The sequence below is a fragment of the Sporosarcina sp. FSL K6-3457 genome (assembly GCF_038007285.1).
Taxonomy (GTDB): domain Bacteria; phylum Bacillota; class Bacilli; order Bacillales_A; family Planococcaceae; genus Sporosarcina.
Genome location: NZ_JBBOWX010000001.1, coordinates 2,558,353 through 2,575,370, shown reverse-complemented (window position 1 = coordinate 2,575,370; position 17,018 = coordinate 2,558,353). Strand labels below are relative to the sequence as shown.

General features: G+C 41.9%; 38 protein-coding genes. 37 read left to right on the top strand and 1 reads right to left on the bottom strand.

Annotated features, from left to right (window positions below):
* Positions 1-132: 132 nt before the first annotated feature.
* Positions 133-297 (top strand): hypothetical protein, encoded by a 165-nt coding sequence (locus tag N1I80_RS12530; RefSeq protein WP_340738203.1) that lies wholly within the window; start codon positions 133-135, stop codon positions 295-297.
* Positions 298-309: 12 nt separating this feature from the next.
* On the opposite strand, the gene N1I80_RS12525 is transcribed toward N1I80_RS12530, so the two are convergent.
* On the bottom strand, positions 310-480 hold the full coding sequence (locus tag N1I80_RS12525) for a hypothetical protein (RefSeq protein ID WP_340738202.1): 171 nt from the start codon (positions 478-480) through the stop codon (positions 310-312).
* Positions 481-589: 109 nt separating this feature from the next.
* Between N1I80_RS12525 and N1I80_RS12520 the strand changes: the two genes are divergently transcribed.
* The 36 genes from N1I80_RS12520 (at position 590) to N1I80_RS12345 (ending at position 17,017) form a co-directional block, all read left to right on the top strand.
* Positions 590-1,309 carry an antA/AntB antirepressor family protein gene (locus N1I80_RS12520; RefSeq protein WP_340738201.1) on the top strand — a complete coding sequence of 240 codons (720 nt, stop codon included), beginning with the start codon at positions 590-592 and terminating at the stop codon, positions 1,307-1,309.
* Positions 1,310-1,509: 200 nt separating this feature from the next.
* Complete coding sequence (locus tag N1I80_RS12515; protein WP_340738200.1) at positions 1,510-1,800, top strand: helix-turn-helix domain-containing protein; 291 nt, start codon at positions 1,510-1,512, stop codon at positions 1,798-1,800.
* Between the two features lie 9 nt (positions 1,801-1,809).
* Positions 1,810-2,076 carry a hypothetical protein gene (locus N1I80_RS12510; protein WP_340738199.1) on the top strand — a complete coding sequence of 89 codons (267 nt, stop codon included), beginning with the start codon at positions 1,810-1,812 and terminating at the stop codon, positions 2,074-2,076.
* A gap of 276 nt (positions 2,077-2,352) precedes the next feature.
* Positions 2,353-2,496 (top strand): hypothetical protein, encoded by a 144-nt coding sequence (locus N1I80_RS12505; RefSeq protein WP_340738198.1) that lies wholly within the window; start codon positions 2,353-2,355, stop codon positions 2,494-2,496.
* Entirely contained in the window at positions 2,493-2,699 is a 207-nt protein-coding gene (locus N1I80_RS12500; RefSeq protein ID WP_340738197.1) for a hypothetical protein, read from the top strand. Before N1I80_RS12505 ends, N1I80_RS12500 begins: the two co-directional genes overlap by 4 nt.
* The gene (locus tag N1I80_RS12495; RefSeq protein WP_340738196.1) at positions 2,692-2,844 is read left to right on the top strand and encodes a hypothetical protein; all 153 of its coding nucleotides are present in this window, start codon (positions 2,692-2,694) and stop codon (positions 2,842-2,844) included. The genes N1I80_RS12500 and N1I80_RS12495 overlap by 8 nt, the downstream gene beginning before the upstream one ends.
* 92 nt (positions 2,845-2,936) lie before the next feature.
* Positions 2,937-3,089: a hypothetical protein gene (locus N1I80_RS12490; protein WP_340738195.1), complete on the top strand. Its 153-nt coding sequence runs from the start codon at positions 2,937-2,939 to the stop codon at positions 3,087-3,089.
* Positions 3,089-5,071 carry an AAA family ATPase gene (locus N1I80_RS12485; RefSeq protein WP_340738194.1) on the top strand — a complete coding sequence of 661 codons (1,983 nt, stop codon included), beginning with the start codon at positions 3,089-3,091 and terminating at the stop codon, positions 5,069-5,071. Before N1I80_RS12490 ends, N1I80_RS12485 begins: the two co-directional genes overlap by 1 nt.
* Entirely contained in the window at positions 5,072-5,278 is a 207-nt protein-coding gene (locus N1I80_RS12480) for a hypothetical protein (protein ID WP_340738193.1), read from the top strand.
* On the top strand, positions 5,271-6,176 hold the full coding sequence (locus N1I80_RS12475) for a recombinase RecT (protein ID WP_340738192.1): 906 nt from the start codon (positions 5,271-5,273) through the stop codon (positions 6,174-6,176). The genes N1I80_RS12480 and N1I80_RS12475 overlap by 8 nt, the downstream gene beginning before the upstream one ends.
* Positions 6,173-6,871, top strand: a complete 699-nt coding sequence (locus N1I80_RS12470) for an MBL fold metallo-hydrolase (RefSeq protein WP_340740039.1) — start codon at positions 6,173-6,175, stop codon at positions 6,869-6,871. The genes N1I80_RS12475 and N1I80_RS12470 overlap by 4 nt, the downstream gene beginning before the upstream one ends.
* A gap of 14 nt (positions 6,872-6,885) precedes the next feature.
* Complete coding sequence (locus N1I80_RS12465; RefSeq protein WP_340738191.1) at positions 6,886-7,365, top strand: endonuclease domain-containing protein; 480 nt, start codon at positions 6,886-6,888, stop codon at positions 7,363-7,365.
* Positions 7,366-7,390: 25 nt separating this feature from the next.
* Complete coding sequence (locus N1I80_RS12460; protein ID WP_340738190.1) at positions 7,391-8,443, top strand: replication protein; 1,053 nt, start codon at positions 7,391-7,393, stop codon at positions 8,441-8,443.
* Entirely contained in the window at positions 8,440-8,586 is a 147-nt protein-coding gene (locus N1I80_RS12455; RefSeq protein ID WP_340738189.1) for a hypothetical protein, read from the top strand. The genes N1I80_RS12460 and N1I80_RS12455 overlap by 4 nt, the downstream gene beginning before the upstream one ends.
* Positions 8,583-9,041 carry a YopX family protein gene (locus N1I80_RS12450; RefSeq protein ID WP_340738188.1) on the top strand — a complete coding sequence of 153 codons (459 nt, stop codon included), beginning with the start codon at positions 8,583-8,585 and terminating at the stop codon, positions 9,039-9,041. Before N1I80_RS12455 ends, N1I80_RS12450 begins: the two co-directional genes overlap by 4 nt.
* Positions 9,038-9,247: a hypothetical protein gene (locus N1I80_RS12445; RefSeq protein WP_340738187.1), complete on the top strand. Its 210-nt coding sequence runs from the start codon at positions 9,038-9,040 to the stop codon at positions 9,245-9,247. The genes N1I80_RS12450 and N1I80_RS12445 overlap by 4 nt, the downstream gene beginning before the upstream one ends.
* Positions 9,244-9,525 carry a hypothetical protein gene (locus N1I80_RS12440; RefSeq protein ID WP_340738186.1) on the top strand — a complete coding sequence of 94 codons (282 nt, stop codon included), beginning with the start codon at positions 9,244-9,246 and terminating at the stop codon, positions 9,523-9,525. Before N1I80_RS12445 ends, N1I80_RS12440 begins: the two co-directional genes overlap by 4 nt.
* Positions 9,522-10,010, top strand: a complete 489-nt coding sequence (gene ssb, locus N1I80_RS12435; protein ID WP_340738185.1) for a single-stranded DNA-binding protein — start codon at positions 9,522-9,524, stop codon at positions 10,008-10,010. The genes N1I80_RS12440 and ssb overlap by 4 nt, the downstream gene beginning before the upstream one ends.
* A 60-nt stretch (positions 10,011-10,070) precedes the next feature.
* On the top strand, positions 10,071-10,658 hold the full coding sequence (locus N1I80_RS12430) for a hypothetical protein (protein WP_340738184.1): 588 nt from the start codon (positions 10,071-10,073) through the stop codon (positions 10,656-10,658).
* A gap of 31 nt (positions 10,659-10,689) precedes the next feature.
* On the top strand, positions 10,690-10,869 hold the full coding sequence (locus N1I80_RS12425) for a hypothetical protein (protein ID WP_340738183.1): 180 nt from the start codon (positions 10,690-10,692) through the stop codon (positions 10,867-10,869).
* Between the two features lie 31 nt (positions 10,870-10,900).
* Entirely contained in the window at positions 10,901-11,086 is a 186-nt protein-coding gene (locus N1I80_RS12420) for a hypothetical protein (protein ID WP_340738182.1), read from the top strand.
* Complete coding sequence (locus tag N1I80_RS12415) at positions 11,073-11,705, top strand: dUTP diphosphatase (protein WP_340738181.1); 633 nt, start codon at positions 11,073-11,075, stop codon at positions 11,703-11,705. Before N1I80_RS12420 ends, N1I80_RS12415 begins: the two co-directional genes overlap by 14 nt.
* Positions 11,705-11,857 (top strand): DUF6011 domain-containing protein, encoded by a 153-nt coding sequence (locus N1I80_RS12410; protein WP_340738180.1) that lies wholly within the window; start codon positions 11,705-11,707, stop codon positions 11,855-11,857. Before N1I80_RS12415 ends, N1I80_RS12410 begins: the two co-directional genes overlap by 1 nt.
* Positions 11,858-11,861: 4 nt before the next feature.
* Positions 11,862-12,518, top strand: coding sequence for a hypothetical protein (locus N1I80_RS12405; protein WP_340738179.1), 657 nt, complete (start codon positions 11,862-11,864; stop codon positions 12,516-12,518).
* A complete protein-coding gene (locus N1I80_RS12400) occupies positions 12,515-12,793 on the top strand; it encodes a hypothetical protein (RefSeq protein WP_340738178.1) in 279 nt (92 codons plus the stop codon). Before N1I80_RS12405 ends, N1I80_RS12400 begins: the two co-directional genes overlap by 4 nt.
* 4 nt (positions 12,794-12,797) lie before the next feature.
* The gene (locus tag N1I80_RS12395) at positions 12,798-13,298 is read left to right on the top strand and encodes a DUF1064 domain-containing protein (protein WP_340738177.1); all 501 of its coding nucleotides are present in this window, start codon (positions 12,798-12,800) and stop codon (positions 13,296-13,298) included.
* 18 nt (positions 13,299-13,316) lie between these two features.
* Positions 13,317-13,559, top strand: coding sequence for a hypothetical protein (locus N1I80_RS12390; protein WP_340738176.1), 243 nt, complete (start codon positions 13,317-13,319; stop codon positions 13,557-13,559).
* A 302-nt stretch (positions 13,560-13,861) separates the two neighbouring features.
* Positions 13,862-14,191 (top strand): hypothetical protein, encoded by a 330-nt coding sequence (locus tag N1I80_RS12385; protein WP_340738175.1) that lies wholly within the window; start codon positions 13,862-13,864, stop codon positions 14,189-14,191.
* Between the two features lie 68 nt (positions 14,192-14,259).
* Positions 14,260-14,493: a hypothetical protein gene (locus N1I80_RS12380; protein ID WP_340738174.1), complete on the top strand. Its 234-nt coding sequence runs from the start codon at positions 14,260-14,262 to the stop codon at positions 14,491-14,493.
* A 437-nt stretch (positions 14,494-14,930) separates the two neighbouring features.
* On the top strand, positions 14,931-15,092 hold the full coding sequence (locus N1I80_RS12375) for a hypothetical protein (protein WP_340738173.1): 162 nt from the start codon (positions 14,931-14,933) through the stop codon (positions 15,090-15,092).
* A 48-nt stretch (positions 15,093-15,140) separates the two neighbouring features.
* Positions 15,141-15,434, top strand: coding sequence for a hypothetical protein (locus N1I80_RS12370; RefSeq protein ID WP_340738172.1), 294 nt, complete (start codon positions 15,141-15,143; stop codon positions 15,432-15,434).
* 56 nt (positions 15,435-15,490) lie between these two features.
* Positions 15,491-15,874, top strand: coding sequence for a hypothetical protein (locus N1I80_RS12365; protein WP_340738171.1), 384 nt, complete (start codon positions 15,491-15,493; stop codon positions 15,872-15,874).
* 93 nt (positions 15,875-15,967) lie between these two features.
* Positions 15,968-16,246: an IDEAL domain-containing protein gene (locus N1I80_RS12360; RefSeq protein WP_340738170.1), complete on the top strand. Its 279-nt coding sequence runs from the start codon at positions 15,968-15,970 to the stop codon at positions 16,244-16,246.
* Positions 16,243-16,608 (top strand): hypothetical protein, encoded by a 366-nt coding sequence (locus tag N1I80_RS12355; protein WP_340738169.1) that lies wholly within the window; start codon positions 16,243-16,245, stop codon positions 16,606-16,608. The genes N1I80_RS12360 and N1I80_RS12355 overlap by 4 nt, the downstream gene beginning before the upstream one ends.
* On the top strand, positions 16,605-16,790 hold the full coding sequence (locus N1I80_RS12350) for a hypothetical protein (protein ID WP_340738168.1): 186 nt from the start codon (positions 16,605-16,607) through the stop codon (positions 16,788-16,790). Before N1I80_RS12355 ends, N1I80_RS12350 begins: the two co-directional genes overlap by 4 nt.
* Positions 16,787-17,017 carry a helix-turn-helix domain containing protein gene (locus N1I80_RS12345; RefSeq protein ID WP_340738167.1) on the top strand — a complete coding sequence of 77 codons (231 nt, stop codon included), beginning with the start codon at positions 16,787-16,789 and terminating at the stop codon, positions 17,015-17,017. The genes N1I80_RS12350 and N1I80_RS12345 overlap by 4 nt, the downstream gene beginning before the upstream one ends.
* Position 17,018 lies beyond the last annotated feature (1 nt).

Sequence of the window (17,018 nt, the reverse complement as noted above, 5' to 3'; positions counted from 1 at the left end):
GGAGGTACACCATGAACCACAAATGCCCAAGGTGCAAAAACACGGACCATCCAATCAACGCAAAGTATTGCAAGATTTGCGGGTTGGAGATTGAGTGAGATTTACGAATCTACTATATAGGAGGTGAGAGGGATGACGGAAGAACGCAAACAACAAATAGTTGAAGAACAAATCGAGATGTTGGTGAATCTGAATAAAAACGAGGGTTGCGAACCCGAACAAATCAGACTTAACTGCGAAACGATTTTGAACCTACTTAACTATCTACCAAACGCGCGAAAAGTGAACTTTGAATAATTGCTGGAACAATTATTCATCTTTGAGTATTTCATCGTGGATAGCATTAAATATTTGGGATGCAATTTTAGAACTAATTTCTGCGTGTTCTTTTAAAGGAGTCCCACCGTAATCCTCTATTTTGTAATCAAATTTATCAAGTAGTTTTAAAGTCAATTGTAGTACTACTTCGTTTTTGTCCAATAGGTTCACCTCCTATCAGGAGATGTCCGGGTTCGCAATTACAGTATAACAAGTTATCTGACACTATTCCCCATAAAAAGATAGAAACCTACCAAAAGGAGGAAGTTCGATGGATCAATTAATAACGACATCACAAAATGGTAACGGCGAAATTCTTGTAAGCGGTCGAGATCTTTATAGCTTTTTGGAAGTGACCGAGCGTTATAACAGTTGGTTCGAAAGAATGCTGCAGTACGGCTTTATTGAAGACGCGGACTTCGCAAGCGTTAAAAGTTTCACGGTTGTAAATAACGGAGCTAAACGAGAAATTGACGACCACAACATGAAACTCGACATGGCAAAAGAAATCGCCATGATCCAACGCTCTGAAAAGGGGAAACAAGCGCGTCAGTATTTCCTCCACTTAGAAAGAATGTGGAACAGTCCTGAGATGGTCATTAAAAGAGCGATGGATTTCCAACAACAAAAAATCATGCAATTACAAAACGAAATTCAAGCTAATAAACGTTATACCGATTTCGGAAAGATTGTTGAAACAAGCGAAGCGGCGGTCAGTATCGGTTCATTTGTAAAAACGATTTACGACAATCACGGAATCAACATTGGGAGAAACAAACTTTTCGATTGGTTGAGGGAAAAGGGCTATCTCATTAAAGAGGGTCGAGAAAAGAATAATCCGAAACAACAATATTTAATGCAGGGGTTGTTCGAAGTTAGACCAACTATCGTTAAAAGGACAGAAGGTGATGTCCAAACTCATACGACGCTAATCACCGGTAAGGGTCAAGTGAAGATTGCTGAGATGTTGTTAAAGGACCTCGGTAGTTAAAACGAAGAGGGGCGGGCGGCCCCTTACATACGGAGTTGCGAAGCGAGGTGTTAAGAGGTCAATGCGAGGTTGTCGGAGGGGTCGTTCCAACAAGTTAACTCTTCCTTCATTAACTATATTACTAGATTCATTTGGTAAATACTGTTCAATTCAAGAACATGTTCAGAATTTGAACATTCGAGAGTGGGTGAATAAATGTTATGAATTTTGGAATGGCATTGAAAGCGACACGGAAAGCGGTCAAGTTGACGCAAGAGGAAATAGCTCCATTAGTGAATATTTCGAGAAGCACGATATCGAAGTTAGAAAGAGATGAAATGCCGTTAAAGTCAGACGACTTACTCAGATGGTTGCAAGTTGTCCAATCTCGTTTACAGTCTGCGAACACAACGCCAATTGAGGTAGGAGTGGCGATAGTCAACGGCGTGGATGTGGTTGCATTAACACAAATGTTAACTCAATTTGTCGGCGGCTTTATCAAATTTATGTAGGAGGCAACTATGAAACTAGAAAACTACAAGCGTGATGATATTTCGGACGTGCTAGAAATCAAAAGAATGATCTTGCACCAACTCGAAAGTATTGAAACGAATCTATGGACGGATAACGTCGACGAAGCGCTTAAACGCACGGTAGACATGCACTTATCACTTGTAAGTCTAACTCGATTGCAATCATCCAAACGGTTAGAGGATGCATTTAGAAAAGCGGGAATGAACGGCATACACGTTAGTTTAATTAATTTTGGACATAAAAAAACCGACTGATGCGCTAACATCAACCGGCGAATGACAACTTATACACCACATACAAGTGATTTTATTATACCACAAAGCGAGGTGAAAGACATGCCGGTGAGAAAAAAACTCGAACATTGCAACTCTTCGATGCTGTGGGTACGACTGAAACGGAAATTGTAGATTAAGATACGGAGCTTTGGCTCCTATCAAACAGTTCGCGAACGGGATTACCTCCATCCTTGGCAGCGTTGGCGGATTGTTTGATGGGATTCAACCATCAAATAGAAAGAAAGGAGAATCATTATGAATCTAATCAAACGGTTGAATTACTTCCTCTTCCTTGATGAGCCAGATGACAAACTACACCCGGCGGATGGGTGGATGTTTTACGGCATTCTTGGCGGCGCGCTGGCACTAACTGCGATTCTTTGGGTGGTGACACTATGAATCAAGAAAAATCCGTTAGCGAAGAGCTGCTTGAGTTATCACAAAAGCTTCTTGACGAAAGGGCCAACATCGAGCGGTCAAATGATGATGACGACTACGATGCCGGTTACAAAAACGGTGTCAGCAAAGGGCTCGATGTTGCACTCAGCATGGTTCACGAACGCCTTAACGGGTTACTTGGAAGGGGTGAGCTAGATGGGTGAATACGCTGAAATGACGCTAGACGGTGAGTTTTGCGAAGGGTGCGGCGTGTACATGGGCGACGGTAACGGTTATCCACAACGATGTGCTGATTGTCACGACGAGATCACAACAGCAGAACTCGAAAAAGAATTTGAACAAAAATAAAACCCACTGCGACAACAGTGGATTCGGGGTTCTGAAAATCTTATTACCGCTATTTTAGCGTAGAACCCCATTAATTACAAGGAGTGAGCGTTTTGGAAGTGAAGATGGACCGCGAAGAATTCATGGAACACCTTAGAAAAAATGGTGAATACGATTGTACATGCTTCGTAAATCCACCTTGTACTTTTTGTACTGATGGCGTGGAAGAACTTTACCAAGACTATTTATACGAGGAGGAAGAATGATGAAAGAAATTAAATTGATGAAACTAACTCTTAAAAACTTCAAAGGCGTGAAGGACTTTACGCTTGAGGTCAACGGTGATGATGTGAAAATCTACGGTGAAAATGGAGCAGGAAAAACGACATTGTACGACGCTTTCCTTTGGCTATTGTTCAATAAAAACAGTAAAAATGTTTCGAAGTTTACTGTGAAGACGTTAACTGAAAACGGTGAAGAAATAAGTGGTTTGGAAAATGAGGTCGAAGCGATATTCCTAGTTGACGGAGTGGAGCTCGCTTTAAAACGAGTGCATTACGAAGATTGGACAAAAGCTAGAAATTCGCCAGAAAAGACGTTTAAAGGCAATAAAAACAGATATTCCATTAATGATGTGCCAACTCCCGAGGGGCAGTACAAAAAAGAGATTGAAAATATGATTGACGAGGAAATCTTTAGACTCCTTACGTCACCTACTTACTTCAACGAACAATTAAAGTGGACGGATCGCCGCAAGACGCTTCTGGACATTGTAGGTGATTTATCTGACGAGGATGTCATTTCATCAAATGAAAAGCTGAAAGAGTTAACCGGCATTCTAAAAGGTCGGAAAATAGAGGACCACAAACTAATCATCGCGGCAAAGAAATCAAAAATCAATGAAGAACTAAAAACTATTCCTGTAGCGATTAAAGAAAATCATAACTCTCTTCCGGAAGAAAATACCGACGTAACTTCTATCAATAATGAAGTTGCAATACTCGAAAAAGAAATTAGTGGACACGAAACGCAAATCAACAATATCAAGAATGGTACTGCGATTGTCGGTAAGCAACAGGAACTACAGCAAGTCGCTTTGGACCTCGAATCCATTAAGCGAGATCTTGAAGCTGACTCAATTGAAAAAGCGAATAAGGTAAACGCGAAAATCCAAGAAGAACAATCAAACATTTCGATTCTTAAGCGCAAAAAAGAGGATGCGGAATACCAGGTCAAACGCAATAACGAAGAATTTGAATCCACTGAAAAGAAACTAGTCCCTCTTCGTGAGGAGTACACAGTTCTCGAATCATCAGAGTTTACCCATGAAGTCGAATGCGTCTGCCCGACTTGTGAACAAGACTTACCAGTTGAACAAGTGGCGGCGGCGAAAGAAAAGGCGTTGACTGCTTTCAATCTTAAGAAGTCACAAAGACTAGAAGAAATCCAAGAGTTAGGAAAAGCGGGCGCAAAGAAAAAAGATGAACTGCTGGAGCTAAACGAAAAACTATCCAATACAACAAGCACTACTCAGTCTGAAATTGAAGTGAAACAAAATGCTGTCGCGAAACTTGAAGCTGAACTAGAAGCATTGAGGGAGGAAGTCAAAGACGCCCGTCAAGATTCGAAATATCAGGCGAAGCTGAAAGAACAAACGAAGCTGAATGAAGAAATTCAATTACTTAAAGAAAATGCAACAAGTGCTGTTGGCAACATCGAGAAAGAAGTTTCCGAATTACGTATCAAACTACGAGAATGCAACGCTAGAATCGCACAACAAGACGCGGCGATAAAAGCTAGAAATCGAATCGCGGAACTTGAAACGCAGCAAACGAAGTTAGCGAAAGAATTTGAACAAGTGGAAAAAGAGTTATTCCTCATTGAAGAATTCACAAGAACGAAAGTTGATTTGTTAGACGAGAAGATTAATAGCAAATTCAAACTTGCCCGATTCAAGCTATTCCACAAGCAAGTAAACGGTGAGTTAAATGATGTTTGCGAGACTACCTACAAAGGCGTTCCCTACAGCTCTGATTTAAACGACGGAGCGAAAATAAGAGTCGGGCTAGACATCATCCAGACGCTTTCTGAGCATTACGGATTTAGAGTATTGACCTTTATCGACAACGCTGAATCAGTTACCGGCGTGATTGAAACCGATTCACAGTTAATCAGCCTTGTTGCTTCCGAAAAGGACAAGCAGTTACGGATTGAAAAGCAAGCGGACGATATGAAGGAGGCAATTTAAATGCCAAAATTCATTGTAAGTGAAGTAATAGAAAGTCGAGTTGAGTATGTGGTTGAAGCGCGCGATGCAAAGACTGCGGAAGATGCCTTGAAAAGTTATAAAAAAACACGTGCTAATGGCGGTAGAGTGATTGGTGAAGTTCGTTATTCTTCAACCGAATCTCACATTACCACTAAAGAGTTGAGAGGGGTAATTAATAATGGCTAAAGAACCAACACAATCAGTAGCGCTAATCCAGAAGGACATTACGAACGACGTGAACGCAGCATTAATCAGTTTGCAAGAAGAGGGCTTGGTACTACCTCAAAACTATAACCACAGTAACGCGTTAAAAAGCGCATTTTTCGCACTAAGCAATAATGCCGGAGGAAATCTACTTGAAATCTGTTCTAAAGCATCCGTAGCTAACGCGCTATTGGACATGGTGACACAAGGTTTAAGTCCAGCTAAGACACAGTGCTACTTCATCAAATACGGTGATACTTGTAAACTTAATCGCTCGTATTTCGGGACGCAAGCAGTTCTGAAACGACTTACGAACGTCAAGGACATCTGGGCCAACGTAATTTACAAGGACGATGTTTTTGAATACGAGAACGACAGGGGGCGCGAGAAACTAGTAAGCCATAAAACAGCTTTTGAAAATCGTGACAAAGACATTATCGGTGCATATGCTATTGTCCAAACCACTGATGACGAAGAAATCATGACAGTTATGACCAAGAAAGAAATAGAAGCTTCGTGGGGTCAGTCTAAGACGCAACAGGCAGTGCACAAGAAGTTTCCGCAAGAAATGGCTAAACGTACCGTAATCAATCGTGCGGCTAAAGCCTTTATTAACACAAGTGACGACAGTGACCTGTTGGTCGAATCAATCAACAATACGACAGAAAACGAATTTGATGAAACGCCACGCCGTGAAATTAATCCCGATGCCGAAATTAGGGAAAACGCAAACACAGAAATGATTGATTTTCAATCAGAACCTCAAAAAGAAGTAAATCGAGAGACTGATGAAATCATCGATGCAGAGCCGGTTAAACAAGAAATTTATACAGAGCCCGAACAACCGAAACAAGCGGTGACGAATGGACCTGGCTTCTGATGATTATCCGAACACTTGCAACTGGATCAACAGGAAACTGCTACATGATTGACGATGGACAAACCCGGCTCTTAATCGAGCTGGGCGTCCAGTTCAAAAAGATTCAGCGGGCTTTAAACTATGAAACTTCGAAAGTAGCAGCTGCATTGATTAGTCATAGCCACAAAGACCACTGTAAAGGGGTACAGGGAGCGTTAGACGCTTCGGTGGACGTTTATATGTCGGAGACTACCGAACGTGAAATAGGCATACAGCATAACCGAATTAGGCGGTATGAAAACAAGAAACAGTTCAGAGTTGGGACGTTTACTATTTTACCGTTCGATGTCCAACACGATGTCGAGAATCACGGTTTTCTTATACAGAGCGATAATGGCATTAAGTTACTTTTCGCAACAGATACCTACTACGTGAAATACAGATTTACAGGTCTTACTCACTTGATGATTGAGTGTAACTATTCACGAAAAATCCTTGATGAAAATGTTGAATCTGGACGCATTCCGGAGTTTCTAGCAAACCGAATTATCGGGAGTCACTTCTCGCTAGAAAACTTACTTGAATTCTTAAAGGCTAACGATTTATCGCGAGTCCAAGAGATTCATTTGCTGCATCTGAGCGATACCAACAGCAATGAAGAAGAGTTTAAAAGGGCGGTGCAAGCGACCACAGGGAAGCTCGTGTATGTACCTTGACAGGGGGCATTGTTATGAAGTCGAAATTAGAGAAAAGTGTCTTAGATTATCTGGACGGAGTGACAGGGCGTTTATTGGATGAAGGAAACGAAATAGAAGACATCCGTATTTTGAAGTGTGAATCTCCCATTGAACAATTAATGTTTTTAGCGCTAGAAGACTTATTTAAACACTTTGATTTATTTTGTGACAGATTCTTATTCAATATAGAAGTTCAAGAAGAAGTGGTTTTCAGGAATGCAAAATACCGTACAGACATCACTTTGTCAATTGCTGATATGGAGCGAGAAATAAATCATGAATTCGTCATCGAATGTGATGGTCATGATTTTCACGAGAAAACCAAGGAGCAAGTTAGGAAAGACAAGCAAAGAGAAAGGCGTTTAATGCGGCTGGGTTATCGTGTTATTCGTTTCAGTGGTTCGGAAATATTCGAAGATCCAGACGAAAGTGCGTTGGAAGTATGGGAAATTGTTAAAAAGGTCATATACTAAAAAGTTTTAAAAGGGTGTGAAATAAGTGGCTGATGTCCAGTTGGAACATGGATACACCAAGATAGCCAATGAACTGTTGGATGCCATCCAGTCCTTCAGATTCACGCAAAATCAGCTTAAGTTGCTTCTGGCATTATGGCGCAACACTTATGGATGGAATAGAAAACAGTGTGAGTTTAGCTTAAATCAAATCATTCGTCAGACCGGTTTACAACGAAAAAGAGTCATCGAAACACTTCAGTCTTTGGAAGAAAGTAACGTGATTATCGAAGTAAAAGCACCCATTGGTTCTAGTCCTAAAATCGTCGAATTCAACAAAAATTACACGAAATGGACTATCAAACAGTACACAGGGATGGAAATTAGTAGTGGTCAAGATGACACCTCTAGCGGACAAAATTATGAATCTAGTAGTGGTCAAGATGACACCCCTAAAGAGGATTTAGTAGTGGTCGAAACGACACCCCCTACTAGTAGTCATAGTGACACCCCCCTAGTGGTCATGCCGACACCCCCTAGTAGTGGTCACGGCGACACCTCTAGAGTAGGTCAAATTGACACCCCTATAAATACAAAAGAAATATTAAAGACAATAAACATAAAAACAGAGGTAAAGAAAGATGCTGCTGATTTCGAAAATCTTGTTGAAACAAAATCAAAAAACGGGAATGACGATTCGTCAGAAATTTATCTCCGCAAGCTGTTGAATCGTTTTGTAGAATTGCGTGCTTTTGGATTTGATTTTAAACCAGCCGACTTGAATGCAGCTAAAGAGATTCAAGCGGCAGGTGTTCCGCTGTTGGAAGCAATTAGTAGTTTGGAAGAATCGTTCAGGAATTATAACCCTCGGCACTCAAGAGATCGGATTCACTCGTTGTCGTACTGCGTCGGATTTATCCTTGACCGACACTTCCCGGCGCAGAATAAATCGAGAAAATCTGGACGCGAGGAAATTGCGCCTGAATGGTTTGCGAAGGATAAGCAACCTAAGTCGGTTGTTCCGGTTGAATCTGATTCAGAAATCGACAGAATGCGACAAGAACTACTACGAGAATTAGGAGGAGAACAAGCGCTATGAACATACAAGAAATATTAATCATCCATCACGAATTAATCACGGTGCATGGCGTCACAGAGGGACCTAATGGCGAATCGTTTATCGACATGGACTATCAATCTCTTGTTAGGTTGCCAGCGGTTAAAAGGGCGGTGGCATCGTGAGAGAAAATAAGTTTCGTGGTAGATGTCGTGAAACGGGTGATTGGATGTATGGCAGTTATGTCAAAACGGCAGTGGGAATGCACTATATCCTACCACAAAATCTAATAGCCAATGTCATACCTCAAACAGTCGTAGATGAAAAAACGATTGGGCAGTACGTGGGATTGAGAGCCAAATTCAACCTAGAGATTTTCGATGGGGATATTACAGAGCTGAAAATTGATGGCGAGGTCAGACGCTTTGTAGTGAGGCTTAAAACCGTAGTTCGTGAAGTAGTTTCACACCCGTCATTTGACGATGATACAGCGAAAGTTGCAATCACTGGAGTTATTTTTGAATGGAATGGATTTGAGTTGTTTCCGTGTGTTGATGAAAACAGAAAGTCGGACGTTGAAGATATGGTTATCATCGGAAACGTTCATGATAATCCGGAGTTGTTGGAGGTGGCGGAATGAACAAGCGCATCCACTGCGATATGTGCGGCATTGCAATACCACATGGCAAGAAAGTTTGGGCTTACGGATCTATGCGTTGTTGTGACGGTAAGTGTTTGGTTGCTGTAATGCACGAGAAGTTGCCGGAAAAACCAAGACGTGAAAAGAGCGATTGGACGGCGGCGAGGTTAAAGCATTTGGAAGAGGAGAGGACGATGGTGGAATGAGCATCGAGGCGCATAAATGCAATGTCGAAGGGTGCAAGGGTTTCATAGTTTTCGAGAATGCGGACTTTGATTTTAAGGAAATGGACACAAGTAAGAAACATGGAGTTTACGTGTTCGACGAACCGGCATGTAGCGAATGTGGCAAGGAATTTCTAGTCGTACCGTATTACGTGGTGATTGATGCAATTGACCTGTGGAATGGCGAATACAAAGAACTGGAGTCAGCTTGTATAACGGCGTTCGAAAGACGCCAAAAGGAAACGAGGTATACAACATGATTAACCGTGTCGTATTGGTTGGTCGCATGACACGCGATCCAGAAGTTAAGTATTCGCAATCAGGAGTGGCCATGTGTCGCTTCTCGATTGCGGTCAACAGAACGTTTAAAAATGCGAGTGGCGAAACGGAAGCGGATTTCCCGAACATCTTGACGTTCAAGAAGACGGCGGAGAACGTAGCTAACTTTTTGAAGAAGGGCTCACTAGTTGGCATTGACGGGAGAATCCAGACAGGGTCATACGAAAAAGATGGCGTTCGGGTTTATACCACGGAAATTTTGGCAGATTCGGTTCAATTCTTGGAGCCGAGAAACAGTAATGCGGAAAACACATCTAGCAATCAATCTAACGGTAGACAAGCACCGTGGGATACGAATACACCAAACTATCAGCGGGACGCTCAGAATCGATCGGAAACGACATCGAATGACCCGTTTTCGACAGGTGGGGGAACGGTAGACCCGTCTGATGATCTTCCCTTCTAGTCGCACAAAGCCATTGTGAACCGTTACGTCGCTATAAATATGCGTAGGAGGGTGATTGCAGTGAAGAAAAGAACGATGTGGACAGAGGAGTTAATCAAGTCAGAGTTAATGAAATCAATTGGGATTCTAGGGGTGGATAGAATGCCTAGCGCAGAGGAATTGAAATCCATCGGAAGAAACGATTTGCATTGCAAGATTTCTAAAACGAAGAAATACAGCGGTTGGGCTAATGAACTTGGTTTGGGTTTGAAAAACTCGGAAACAACACTTGGTCATTTGTTTGAAGGTCACATCGAGAGAGTGATGAAAGGATTAGGGTTCAAGGCTGAAAGAATGAGCACTAAACACCCTTACGATTTATTGGTTGAGGGGACTGTGAAAGTGGATGTTAAGGTAGCGAATCCTTATTTGTTAAAGGGTAAACACCGAACGCACACTTTTCGCTTAGGGAAAGTAGATCCAACTTGCGATATATACATTTGCGTATTGCTGGATGAAAAGGGCAGGCACGAAAGGAGATTGGTCATACCTAGCCATCACGTACGGTTGCCAATGCTCAATATGGGGACGACGAGCAAGTACCACGTGTATGACGAGAAGTTTGAATACATTCGGCAATATGTTGATTTCTTCAAGAAGATTAGTTGAAATCTATGAAACTTTGAAAGGGTGAACGCAAATGAAATCTGAATTCGCAGTATATCGCGGTGAACAAATGCTTGCCATTGGCACGGTAGAAGATTGCGCAGAAATATTAGGTGTGAAGCCGAAAACGGTGTTGTTTTACGCGACACCCACGTACCAGAAACGCACTAAGAACAAGGATAAATGCTTGGTAACAATCAGGTTGGATGATTAAATCTATGAAATTTTGAAAGTGAGGGGTCGAAGTGGAGAAAAGAGGTCGAAAAAACAGCGGAAAACAGAAAGACATAGAGCGGATAGAGCAGCTTGAAGAATATGTGTTTTACAACGACTTGGGTAAGACGGTAACAGTTAGTTCGGCAAATTTAAAATGGCTGGTAGAAAAGTCGGGACTTTGGGTTAGAAGGAGCGAGGAAAATGAATTTAACTAAATTGTTTGAAATGCAGAAGGTGCTGGATCAGAAAATATACGACCGATTCCCCGGTTTGAAAGAGGAGCCGTGGGATTGGAAGATCACAGCGTTGCTTACGGAGCTTGGAGAATGCGCGAATGAACATAGGGGCTTCAAAAGGTGGAGTGCAAACCAACAACCGAACACCTTCCTGGCGTGTGGGCGTTGCAGAGGTAGAGGGATAGCATTCAAAAGCATACTGAGAGATGACCCGTTCGAATGTCCGAAATGTAAAGGTGGAAAAGGCACGAACCCACTCCTCGAAGAATACGTTGATTGCATTCACTTTTTCTTAAGTATTGCGATTGAATTGAATATGTTTCCGCAAAATCTTCACGTTTTTGAAGATCATACAGAGGAAACTATCGAACAATCATTCAACAGGGTGTTTTATGAAGTGTCGAGCATCAGCGCTTTGAGGGATAGAGATGCTCCAAAAAGAGTTACACAAGAAGATTTACAAGAAATATTATATATAGCTTTTAGCTGCTTTGTTGGAATCGGAGAGCAGTTCCTTGGGTTCACATGGAACCAAGTTGAAGACGCTTATTTTGCTAAAAATGAAGTCAACCACGTCAGACAAGCGGAGGGATACTGATGGAATGCGGACGTTGCGGCAGAAAACTCAAAACACAAAAGTCGATTGATGATGGGTATGGTCCTGTGTGTAAGCGCAAGAAAGCGGCAGAGGATGCGGAGTTTGAAAGGATTCAAATTACGCTGGATGAGTTGTTGGGATGGAGCTGGTGACGCAATGACTAGATTAAAAGAATCTGACATGTTCCAGCCAGTGAAATCCTTGCTGTCGGAAAAAATGCATTGTGAAGTTTATGCAGAAGTTGCTGATTATGATGTCGTCGGCATCGGAAAAACGTATGGCATCATCGTTGAAATGAAGAAAAGTCTTACTTGGAAATTGATTGAACAGGCTCATAGGGCTATCGGTCTAGCGGATTATATTTTTGTAGCAATCCCGAAGCCGAAATCATACGGTAATCGAATAGCGGCTAGTTATTTGAAGCAAGACGGAATCGGAATCATTTATGTTGATGGTCAGAGGGCGTATGTCCATTCGTGGGGTAAAAGACATCGGACTAAAAAGCGCTGGAAACCGTTAAAGGATTACGTATTACCGCACCACAAGTTAACGACGGGCGGCGTAAAGAGTGGTGATGGTCCAACCGAGTATTCGATCACTATTGATAATATTAAATTTTGTTTGCGGCGTCACCACCTAAATGATGGTTGGATGACAGTAGATGAGATTTTAGAAACAATCCAAACTCACTACGCTAACCCGAAACCGTCAATTATGGCGACCTTGCAGGCGCATTGGAATCAAGATTGGTGCGAGACGAAAGTTGAGAAAGGCAAGCGGTATTTCAGATACAAATTGGCGGTGGCGAGATGACCATCAGCATTGACGGGAAAAAGCATAAAGGTAGACTACAAATGCGTTTTGCTGACGGTGATTTTCCGCGACCTTACCGCAGCTTGGAAGTCACAAATCCTGATTACGGGGAGTGTCTTATTTATGTAACGGCGGTCGGCATACCGAAATGGGTAGATCCTTTAACGGTCGAAGTGCCATATGAGTATTTTATCACGGAAGTAACAAAGCCGAATGCAGCTTATCTAAAAAAACGTAAGTTGCAGAAAAGCGGCTTGAAATTGGTGGAGGGGTGATGGGTTGAGAAATCCGCAAAGAATAACACGGCGCTCGAAAAGTGTACGGGCGCCGAAACAACCAAAGGCAGCACGGCAATATCACTCGAAAAAGATTGTGGCTGATGGGATTGAATTCGACTCTCTCACAGAAGCGGCGTATTACGATTATCTAAAAAGAGATCAAACTGTCGAACTTATTGAGGTCCAGCCGGAGTACCAGATTATCAAACCGTACAGCGTGGCTTGTAAGCGTTGTGCTGGTGGCGGCAAGCTTGTTAGTCCTAAGACGGGTAATCCTATCAATTGCACATTATGCCACGGTAAGGGTAAACGGGACAAGCCTGGGGCTAAGTATACAGCGGACTTTAAGGTCACTTACTTTGATGGTTACGTGGAAATATACGATGTCAAAGGTGGCCCGGTAACGAGGGATTTTCCCCTCCGGAGGAAATTATTCGAACTAAAAACAGGTATGGAATTGATCGTTGTGAGGTTGAAAGATAAGGAATGGGTGAGGGATTAACTAAAAGGGGATGAGGAGATGGGCGAGTATTTTCCGATTACGGTATCTGGAATTGATAAAGAGGAAGTTGAACGGCGTGTAGCTGAACATCTATTAAACGGGTTTGAAATCGTTGCTGAAGGTTCGGATTCTTGGTCGGTGCCTATGTACAAACGTACGGATGGCATCGGGCGCTCTAAGTACTCGTTTGACCAACGGGAAGAACGGGAGAAATTCACGGTCATGATGCGAGGAAAGAACACTAAGCAGGTGCAAGTATGAACACCGTCATTGTCGACAGTCGTAAGGTGTGGATGATTCGCGAAGATGAGCAAATAGCTTGTATGACCAGGTGTCGGTTGTACAAGCATTGCAATAGTCGGATTGGGAGCAATTGCAAGAAACTTGGCGGGAACGAAATCCCGAAACTGAGGGAGCGTGAAAGGAAATGATGTTGTTAGCTATCGCGGAGTGGGTTGGGGTAGTGACAGCGGCGTTGTTGCTGGTGACGTCCGGGTATTCGTTGGGGCGGTTGAGTAAGTGAACATAAGACACAAAATGCGACATAGGGAGAGAAAATCAATATGAATATTGAACGTGGAGATAGCATCAAATTCGGGGAACAATGGTGTAAAAAACACGGAAGTAAAGAGTTGGTTGGAAAAACGATAAAACTCACCCCTCAATACTTTGAAGAAGACAATGGTTTATATACGTATTATTCAGAATGTCCAGGAATCTACGACAAAGAAGATGAAGAAGCCGACAGCATTTATCATCTATTCGGCAATAATTTCGAACATTTCATGGATTGCGAGTTGGTCAAAGGGACAGTCGCAGATAAAGAAGAATACGAAAAACTCATTAAAAATCGTAGGGATGCAGAAGAAAAAACATGGGAGCAATTCGCATAAACACTCAATGCGTAATGAACAGTTTGAACAAACGACGTTGACACATTAGGCGTAGTAAGGAGGTTTCTATGAGCAAGGAATCGGGAGCAATAAAAGCCTTACTTTCAGCAACGAAAAAAAACGAAAGAATGCTTGAGTTGATAATCGAATTTGAGGAATTACTAACAGGAGAAATCGAATCGAATTATAAGCGAGAAGGCAGTAGCGAAACTTTCAGAGCAGGAGTAAATGTCGGTTTGGAAACTGCTAAAAGTATATTCTTAGTTCGAGTGTGGAAAAAGCTGGAAAGACTTTACGATTGACGCAAACTATGAACTAGGAAGGAGAAGCGTAAATGAAAATATGCAAATGTCAATCTACCGAATGCAGTGGACAAATTAAACGCTACTCTATACATTCCCCATCAGAAAATACAACATACCCTAATAGGTTTTGGGGGATTACAGATTACTGCGATGAGCACAAAAGGCAGGACGAAACGTTTGGATTTATTTTAAAAGAAGCAGTGCAGGAAAAAAGAATCTATGTCTTGTAAAGAAAGCTTCAGGAGGAAAATATGAGGATACAAACTAGCATTTGTAGAAACTGTAAACACTTTGAGCATGAGTGTGGGGATTCAGAAAATATATGTGTAGAGCGTTGTTTCCATAAAAATAAGCAAGTGAGAGAAAATTTTTCCGATGAAAACGAGATTTCATTTTGTAGTGGATTCACTACGCGTTACGACCAGAGAATGAACATGGCTAAAGGTTATGCAGTTAATTATTACAATCGTCCCACGGTCATCATGTCGGAAGAGAAATACAAAAAATCATTTAAGGAAGATGTTGAGCATGTAGAAGAATGGAGTAACCTTGAAGGGCTAATTAAGCTACTGCCACATCTGAAGGTAATTCGTTAATGCACATTCCGACCATTATGAGAACTGATAAAAAAGGAGGAAATTATCGTGAAATTATTCAGTTTTGAACATGATGAAGGAACAGAGGTAGTAATTGCTAGAAACGCAAAGGATGCCGTAATCCATTATTTTACGAAGTACCAGGACGATATTGTGACGGACGATTTAATGTCTGCTACAGAAGACGGAATAAAAATTTCTGAAATACAAGGGGATGCCCTGCTAGTGAAAAGAAGCATTTTTGACGAAGAGCTAAATAATCAAATTGAAATCTCTTATCAGGACATGATTGACGAATATAAAGGCACCGTACCGGATGTCATAATATGCCCGAATTATTAAATCGTATATCGATCAAGATATGACACATAAAGCGTACCAAAGAAAGGATGAGGCAAATGGGTAGTAACCCAGATTTTGCAACGTATAGCAATATAAAAAGTGCTATTAAGACTGCGGCAGAACTGGTTTCACAAGGTCATGCGCGGAAACAAGAACCAATAATTTTAATCGACTATCATAATTGGGACGTTATTGTCTTTGAAGAAAAATCGGAAGCTGAAAAGCATCTTGAAAAATACGCTGAATGGGATGATAGTCCACCTGATGGTGATGATGAAGAGTTAATTCTGATTAAATACTGTGGGGGGCATGACAAGCGAGAATATCCTAATCTCTATAAAAATTATCAGTTTTACAAAAGCTTGAATGGCGTTGATATTTATAGGGAAAAATCATTCGTCTCTTTTGAGCCCGAATTAATAATTAACATCTATGTTTGATTCACAGTACGACTATTAAGCGAAGTTAGGCCAAACAAGCGAAGTTTTACTGAGTTCGTTGATATAAGCGAAATGATTTGAGGAGGGAAACGGATGAACGATGAAATGTTTAGATATGCGATGAAGACTGCGTTACTGGCGCATTTTAAAATGCAGAATGACCTCGATATCAAAGTTCGTGACGAATTTCGAGATATGTTCAACGGAACCAATGAGCGTAGACGGTACTTGGAGCACCATCCAAGCATCCAGACTAACATCACGGACGACGACATGCTGTTGTTGCAGATTGACCATGCGTTGGATGATGGGGATGCGGAGAGGTTCATGCAGCTTACTGACGAACTGAAAGGGATGGGGGTGTTGGTGTGATGGATGCGGAACGGTTGGATCTAGAAACGGTGAAACAATATGACGATTCATGGTGGTTGGCATATCTAAAGGAAAATACGGTGTTTGATACAGAACAAATCAAGGCTCATATAGATTTCCTGATCGAACAAGCTGAACGGGTGCAGGAGTTGGAAAAAGAAATAGAAAGATATAAAGAATTTTCAGGTCGTCTGCAACTACGGAATGATAATTTGACCGAAGCACTACAAGACCGTGATGAAGAAATCAAGCGATTGCGCCAAGCGTTAGAAAACATAAAATTCGAGGAAGAGCAAAATCTAGAAGGGTATCGGTCTACTGTATATGATTTGGCCTGTGGAGCATTGGAGGGGGCGAAATGAACAAACGCCAACATAAAAAGTTAGCAACTACTATTGTCGCTAAAATTCTGGCGGCAATTATATATCCGGAAATGGTGTTCAGACTTAGTGGACCCGAGACGAGGTTGTGGAGAAAAGATGAACAGTTTATCAAAGACCTGGCTTTACAGGCGATTAGAGCAATGAAGGAGCAAACTGAATGATAGCCCGACAAGAACAGACGCACATGCTACTAGATGACTTGGATATTGATTGGACGTTTACAACATCGGAGGTTAAGACGTTTCGTGAGATGTGGAGAGACGGCGCAGGACTCGATACGATTGCGACTGAATTGGGTAGGTCGCAGTTGGAGGCGACGTTGCTTGTTATTGAGCAGGCGGAGCTGGGAGAGATTGAGCAGCGGCAACATGGCGTATACGGGAGTTGAG

Coding starts and splice junctions, on each gene's coding strand:
- N1I80_RS12385 (WP_340738175.1), top strand. CDS start 13,862: ATGAATATTGAACGTGGAGATAGCATCAAATTCGGGGAACAATGGTGT.
- N1I80_RS12400 (WP_340738178.1), top strand. CDS start 12,515: ATGACCATCAGCATTGACGGGAAAAAGCATAAAGGTAGACTACAAATG.
- N1I80_RS12475 (WP_340738192.1), top strand. CDS start 5,271: ATGGCTAAAGAACCAACACAATCAGTAGCGCTAATCCAGAAGGACATT.
- N1I80_RS12465 (WP_340738191.1), top strand. CDS start 6,886: ATGAAGTCGAAATTAGAGAAAAGTGTCTTAGATTATCTGGACGGAGTG.
- N1I80_RS12445 (WP_340738187.1), top strand. CDS start 9,038: ATGAACAAGCGCATCCACTGCGATATGTGCGGCATTGCAATACCACAT.
- N1I80_RS12350 (WP_340738168.1), top strand. CDS start 16,605: ATGAACAAACGCCAACATAAAAAGTTAGCAACTACTATTGTCGCTAAA.
- N1I80_RS12480 (WP_340738193.1), top strand. CDS start 5,072: ATGCCAAAATTCATTGTAAGTGAAGTAATAGAAAGTCGAGTTGAGTAT.
- N1I80_RS12390 (WP_340738176.1), top strand. CDS start 13,317: ATGGGCGAGTATTTTCCGATTACGGTATCTGGAATTGATAAAGAGGAA.
- N1I80_RS12515 (WP_340738200.1), top strand. CDS start 1,510: ATGAATTTTGGAATGGCATTGAAAGCGACACGGAAAGCGGTCAAGTTG.
- ssb (WP_340738185.1), top strand. CDS start 9,522: ATGATTAACCGTGTCGTATTGGTTGGTCGCATGACACGCGATCCAGAA.
- N1I80_RS12530 (WP_340738203.1), top strand. CDS start 133: ATGACGGAAGAACGCAAACAACAAATAGTTGAAGAACAAATCGAGATG.
- N1I80_RS12510 (WP_340738199.1), top strand. CDS start 1,810: ATGAAACTAGAAAACTACAAGCGTGATGATATTTCGGACGTGCTAGAA.
- N1I80_RS12365 (WP_340738171.1), top strand. CDS start 15,491: ATGGGTAGTAACCCAGATTTTGCAACGTATAGCAATATAAAAAGTGCT.
- N1I80_RS12500 (WP_340738197.1), top strand. CDS start 2,493: ATGAATCAAGAAAAATCCGTTAGCGAAGAGCTGCTTGAGTTATCACAA.
- N1I80_RS12425 (WP_340738183.1), top strand. CDS start 10,690: ATGAAATCTGAATTCGCAGTATATCGCGGTGAACAAATGCTTGCCATT.
- N1I80_RS12455 (WP_340738189.1), top strand. CDS start 8,440: ATGAACATACAAGAAATATTAATCATCCATCACGAATTAATCACGGTG.
- N1I80_RS12375 (WP_340738173.1), top strand. CDS start 14,931: ATGGCTAAAGGTTATGCAGTTAATTATTACAATCGTCCCACGGTCATC.
- N1I80_RS12410 (WP_340738180.1), top strand. CDS start 11,705: ATGGAATGCGGACGTTGCGGCAGAAAACTCAAAACACAAAAGTCGATT.
- N1I80_RS12405 (WP_340738179.1), top strand. CDS start 11,862: ATGACTAGATTAAAAGAATCTGACATGTTCCAGCCAGTGAAATCCTTG.
- N1I80_RS12380 (WP_340738174.1), top strand. CDS start 14,260: ATGAGCAAGGAATCGGGAGCAATAAAAGCCTTACTTTCAGCAACGAAA.
- N1I80_RS12505 (WP_340738198.1), top strand. CDS start 2,353: ATGAATCTAATCAAACGGTTGAATTACTTCCTCTTCCTTGATGAGCCA.
- N1I80_RS12520 (WP_340738201.1), top strand. CDS start 590: ATGGATCAATTAATAACGACATCACAAAATGGTAACGGCGAAATTCTT.
- N1I80_RS12345 (WP_340738167.1), top strand. CDS start 16,787: ATGATAGCCCGACAAGAACAGACGCACATGCTACTAGATGACTTGGAT.
- N1I80_RS12360 (WP_340738170.1), top strand. CDS start 15,968: ATGAACGATGAAATGTTTAGATATGCGATGAAGACTGCGTTACTGGCG.
- N1I80_RS12415 (WP_340738181.1), top strand. CDS start 11,073: ATGAATTTAACTAAATTGTTTGAAATGCAGAAGGTGCTGGATCAGAAA.
- N1I80_RS12485 (WP_340738194.1), top strand. CDS start 3,089: ATGAAAGAAATTAAATTGATGAAACTAACTCTTAAAAACTTCAAAGGC.
- N1I80_RS12440 (WP_340738186.1), top strand. CDS start 9,244: ATGAGCATCGAGGCGCATAAATGCAATGTCGAAGGGTGCAAGGGTTTC.
- N1I80_RS12495 (WP_340738196.1), top strand. CDS start 2,692: ATGGGTGAATACGCTGAAATGACGCTAGACGGTGAGTTTTGCGAAGGG.